The organism is Nitratireductor soli, assembly GCF_001050155.1.
GTDB classification, from domain to species: Bacteria; Pseudomonadota; Alphaproteobacteria; order Rhizobiales; family Rhizobiaceae; genus Nitratireductor; species Nitratireductor soli.
Genome location: NZ_LFVY01000032.1, coordinates 1 through 5,603, shown reverse-complemented (window position 1 = coordinate 5,603; position 5,603 = coordinate 1). Strand labels below are relative to the sequence as shown.

1 protein-coding gene and 1 pseudogene are annotated in these 5,603 nt (G+C 62.0%); both read left to right on the top strand.

Features of this window, described 5'->3' with window-relative positions; translation table 11 throughout:
• Positions 1-363, top strand: a pseudogene (locus AB843_RS24475) (DUF7507 domain-containing protein); the annotation flags it as partial.
• A 451-nt stretch (positions 364-814) separates the two neighbouring features.
• Positions 815-5,603: beta strand repeat-containing protein (locus tag AB843_RS24465; protein ID WP_206412968.1), on the top strand; the 4,789-nt coding region annotated here is incomplete at its 3' end.

Sequence of the window (5,603 nt, the reverse complement as noted above, 5' to 3'; positions counted from 1 at the left end):
ACGGCGGGCAAGGCGTCGGAGTTCGCCTTTGGCGCGGCGATCGGCCGGGTGATCCGGCTCGACCTGACGGATGCGGCGTTCGAGGCGGGGCAGGTGCTGCTGCGCGCCGAATGGCAGGCCAGGCTCGGGCAGATGATCGAACTGCTCGACCAGGAGCCGTCGGTGCTCAGGCTGTCCTATGTGGAAGCGGGCGGCGGCAGGAAGCTGGCGCAGCAGCGGCTCAGGGCGGTGCGACGCGCCGTCGCCGAGCGTTGGCGCACCATCGGCGGCCGCTACCGTCTCGACATCGAAACCAGGATCGAGACGGGGACCGCGCCGCGGCCGGGCGGACGTCGCACGGTACCTTACGCCGTTTACAAGTAAAACGGTGTCTAACACAGTCCGCACGTGACAAGAATACGCCCGGATCAATGACAGTGATCCGGGCGCTGAGCACTCCGGAATACCGTAAAGATACGCCATGGTGACTTGCTAATCGGAATGTTCCGCCGCCATCTCCGGAGACTGGGTTGTTGTTGGACGATTGATCGTCTCGGGAAAGAGGCCGGCACAGCTCCGCATCAAGTGGTCGATTGCGATCGCGGGTTCCAAGGTGTGGTCATGGACGTCGCTTAACTGCCGGTGGGCAGGACATTGTTTGTACGCGGATGCGTATGCCGTATGCGTGCCAGCGCGCGGCTGCATTGCCGCCAGCTGCAATCCAAGTATCGACCACAAGGTCTCGATCACATCAACGCCAGGAAAATAGGAATTCGCCTCGCCACCATGGGTGGACAGATGCGGCTTGACAGATTCAGCGTTGATGGAGGCCTTGATGACAAACCCCGCCGGAAAGAAGCAGGTGTGGATCGGGAATTTTGCGACCCGGAGAGCGGGGCAGGCATGTCAATCAATCCGTATATTCTTGCGAGATGTAATTTTGTTTATACATCTTGTAGGCTTATATAGTTATTTATTTTGTATTCTATATCAAATATATGAAATTTTAAGAGTCCGCGCTCTTAAAATCTCTTTTGCGATTTTGATACATTTTTTTATATTCCAGCCAGCTCACGCTCAGAACATTCCCCCCACCGCTCCCTGCACTCCGGCGATCACAGCGACACCGGCAGGCTGGTGGAACGTCGTGGGCACTCCCGATTGTTCCAATGTCAACAATTGGGGCGGGCAAGCCTCCTGGCTATGGGAAAACGGCCCACTTCCGGATCTCCCTACAGGCGACGATACTTTCACCACCTTGCTTCGCTACGGGGCCAATTGGAGTGAATCGATCGGCACCAAGATAACGGGGCTCGTGCCCGGACGCGGCTACCGGATTCGGTTTTTTGCAATCACCCGCGCTGCCCCGAACAGCGGGTATACCACGGGTGCTTGCGAAGGGATTACGCTCAAGGCCGCGGGAAGCACGCAGGATTTCCTGCTGCCGAATACCACTCAATGGTCCTATGAAGTGTTCTCGTTCGTTGCGACCGCACAAGACGAGGACCTCAGTGCGACCGTTCTCAGTACTCAGGACTGTCTTGTCAATTTTGCCCTTGGCGTTTCTCCCATAAAAGTCATAAAGACCGCTGTTCTCGGCGGAAGCCGGGAGGGCGACGCCGTTACGTTCACCATAACGGTTGAGAATACGGGCATCGAGACGTTGACCGACGTGTCGATCAGCGAAGACGTTTTGGAACGCGCTGACGGCACGCCTCTTTCTCTTACATCGCCGCCGGCTTTTGTCTCCAATGACGGTGCGTCGCCGCCAGGGACGCTCGTGCCAGGGGAAAAGGCGACTTTCCAGGCCACTTATGCGCTGACACTGGCCGACATCGATGCCGGCGGGCTATCAAACCAGGCGGTTGGCGTCGGGACGTCTCCGACCGTTGGCGAGCTCAGTGCCTATTCCAGCGACACCGTGGACGGTGGCGAGGCGCCGACCGTGGTCACGATTCCACGAATCCCCGAGGTGACGCTCAAGAAAACCGGCGATCCTGTCGACACGAACGGCAATGGCATCACCGACGCCGGAGATCATATCAACTTCACGTTCACGGTGGAGAACACGGGCAATGTCACGCTGACGGATATCACCGTCACCGACTTGAACACGACGGTAACGGGCGGGCCGCTTGCCAGCCTTGCGTCAGGGACATCCGATAGCACCACCTTCACCGCAAGCCACCTCCTGTCGCAGCAGGACATAGACGCGGGTGAAATCTCCAACACGGCGAAGGTGACCGGCAAATCTCCCGACGGAAGCGCGGTCGATGACGAGACCAGCACGACGGTGACGCTGGAAAGCCTGCAGACGATCGACCTCGAGAAATCGGGCAGTCTCGTCGATACGAACAGCAACGGCATTACCGATGTCGGCGATCACGCGCACTTCACGTTCATCGTCGAGAACACGGGCAATGTGACGCTGACGGACGTCACGCTGACGGAAGACGACGCGATCGCGTCGGGCGGTCCGATCGCTGCTCTTGCGCCGGGAGCCTCCGACAGCACCACCTTTACGGCGATCCGCCCGCTGACACAGGCGGACATCGATGCGGGCCGGGTCATAAACACAGCGATGATAACGGGTACGGCGCCCGATGGCACCCCGGTCAGCGACGAATCCAGCGTGATGGTCACCGCGGTCGGTCTGGAAAGGATCAGTCTCGAGAAATCCGGCGCCTATTTCGATCTGAACAACAATGGTCTCACGGACACGGGTGATCGCGTGGACTACACGTTCGTGGTGGAGAACACCGGAAATGTGACACTGACCAACATCATGCTGACGGACCCCGGTGCGGTGGTGTCGGGCGGTCCGATCGCCAGCCTCGCGCCGGGAGGAGCCGACGGCCTGACCTTTACGGCGACGCGCTTGCTGACGCAGGCGGACATCGATGCGGGATTGGTGTCGAACATGGCCGAGGCAACGGGCAAGGCGCCCGATGGCCATGTTGTCAGCGACACGGCACAGGCGATCGTGGCGCTCGAGACCCATGAAAGAATAGCTCTGAACAAGACAGGGGGCTACGTGGATGCGAACGGCAACGGTGCTGCCGATGCGGGCGAGCTGGTGACCTATGCTTTCATGGTGGAGAATACCGGAGACGTGACGCTGGCGAATATCGTTGTGACGGATCCGAGCGCGACGGTGTCCGGCGGTTCGATCATCAGCCTGGCGCCGGGGGCCACCGACAGCACGACGTTTACCGCCACCCATTCCCTGACGCAGGCCGATATCGACGCCGGCGCCGTTTCAAACACAGCCAATGTGGCAGGAGCGGCACCTGATGGCGGACTGGTGAACGACGAGGCGAGCGCGACGGTTTCGCTGCCGCGTCGTCCGAAGATGAAACTGGCGAAAACGGGCACCTATCAGGATACGAACAGCAACGGGGTGACCGATGTCGGCGATCGGATTGCCTACACGTTCGCCGTGACGAACTTCGGCAATGTCACGCTGACAAATGTCACGCTGGACGACGAGAAGGCGGCAGTGTCCGGTGGACCGATTGCCAGCCTTTTGCCGGGGGCGACGGACAGCACCACTTTCACTGCCGATTATCCGTTGACGCAAGCCGACATCGACCAGGGGGCCGTGTCGAACATCGCCGAGACCGCCGCCGTTGCGTCCGACGGCAGCAGCGTCGGGGCGGAAGCCAACGCCACCGTGCCGCTCGCGCGAAGCCCCTTGCTCAGCCTCGTCAAGACGGGAAGCTATCAGGACACGAACGGCAACGGCACTGCCGATCTCGGCGATCACGTCGTTTACGGTTTCGCGGTGACGAATGCGGGCAACGTCACCCTGGTGGATGTGGCTGTGACGGATCCGCTTGTCACGGTGATCGGCGGGCCGATCGCCAGCCTTGCGCCGGGGGTCTTGGACAGCACGACGTTCAGCGCGACCTATCCGTTGACGCAGGCGGATATCGACGCCGGTGAGGTGGTGAACCGCGCCGAAGTGGCCGGGGCAACCCAGGACAACGATCCAGCCAGCGCCGTGTCGGATGCAACCGTGCCGCTGATGCGCAATCCAGGCATCAAGCTTGTCAAGGTCGGAACCTATGTGGACACGAATGCCAATGGGACGGCGGATGACGGCGATCATCTGCATTATGCGTTCACGGTGACGAACACGGGCAACGTCACGCTGACGTCCGTCAGCCTCAGCGATCCCGATGCAGCGGTGTCGGGTGGGCCGATCGCCAGCCTTGCACCGGGGCAGGAGGACAGCACGACCTTCACCGCCAGCCAGTCCCTGACCCAGGCGGATATCGACGCGGGCGTCGTCGCGAATGCCGCCACGGTGACGGGGACGGCTCCGGATGGTGCGTCCGTAAGCGGCGACGCCGATGCGGAGACGCCGTTGCTGGCCGATCCGAGCGTGCGCTTCGTCAAGCGATCGGAGCTGAACGACTTGAACGATAATGGTTTTGCCGATCCCGGCGAAACGGTGACCTACGGTTTTGAGATCACCAACACCGGCAATGTTACATTGAGCGATATCGTCATTCAGGATCCGCTCGTCGCGCCGTCGGGAGGACCGCTTGCGGCCCTTGCGCCGGGAGGAAGCGACAGCACTACGTTCACCGCAATCTACACGATTACCCAAGCCGACATTGATTCCGGCAAGGTCGAGAATTTGGCGATGCTGTCGGCCACACGACCGGATGGCGAATTACTGGAGGCGGTGTCACAGACCGAGCAAGGGCCGGGGCCGACAATCACGACCTTCGAACGGAAAGCCAACATCGTGCTGCGGCTGACCGGGGTGCTGACGGACCCCAACGGCAATGGGGTTCCCGATGCCGGCGAGGCGATCGATTACAGTTTCGAGGTGGAGAATACCGGCAATGTGACGTTGACGGGGATCGCTATCGCTTCGCTCGACGTGGTGGCCGACGCCAGCCTGGCGTCCGCTTCGGCGATCCGGCCGCTGGCTTCGGTGCCGGTGGCGGGGGCGCTTGCCAGCCTGGCGCCGGGGGTGACGGACAGCAGTGCGTTCACGGCAAGCTACCCGCTGACGCAGGCCGACATCAACGCGGGCGCGGTGGTGGCGGTGGCGGTGGTGAACGGCACGGGTGCCAATGGCGAAGCGGTGGAGGACATCTCCGACGATCCGAGCGACCTGACCGACATCGATCCAGACGGCGACGGCGATCCGGACGATCCGACGGTGACGCTCCTGCCGCATGCGGCGTCGCTGGCGCTGGAGAAGACGGGGATGTTCCAGGGGGAGCCGGGCATGCAGGCCGAGGAAGGGGACACGATCCTGTACACCGTGACGGCGGTCAATGACGGGAACGTGTCGCTGGTGAATGTGAAGCCGGCCGATCCCGGCCCGCGCTTCGACGGACAGAACGGAACCGGCAGCCTGTCGGGCTTCACGCCGGAAAGCGCCGATCTTCTGCCCGGCGAGAGCCAGACGTTCATGGCGACCTATACGCTGAGCGCGACGGACATCGGCCATGCGCAGGGGGTCGAGGACGGGATCAAGAACACGGCGAGGGCTGGCGGGACGGGCCCGAAGGGGCAGCCGGCCGTGTCGCCGGAGGCTTCCGCCAGCGTGGACCTTCCGGGCTTCTCCATCGCCAAGGTGGCGGGCCTGGCCGAGGTGTCGC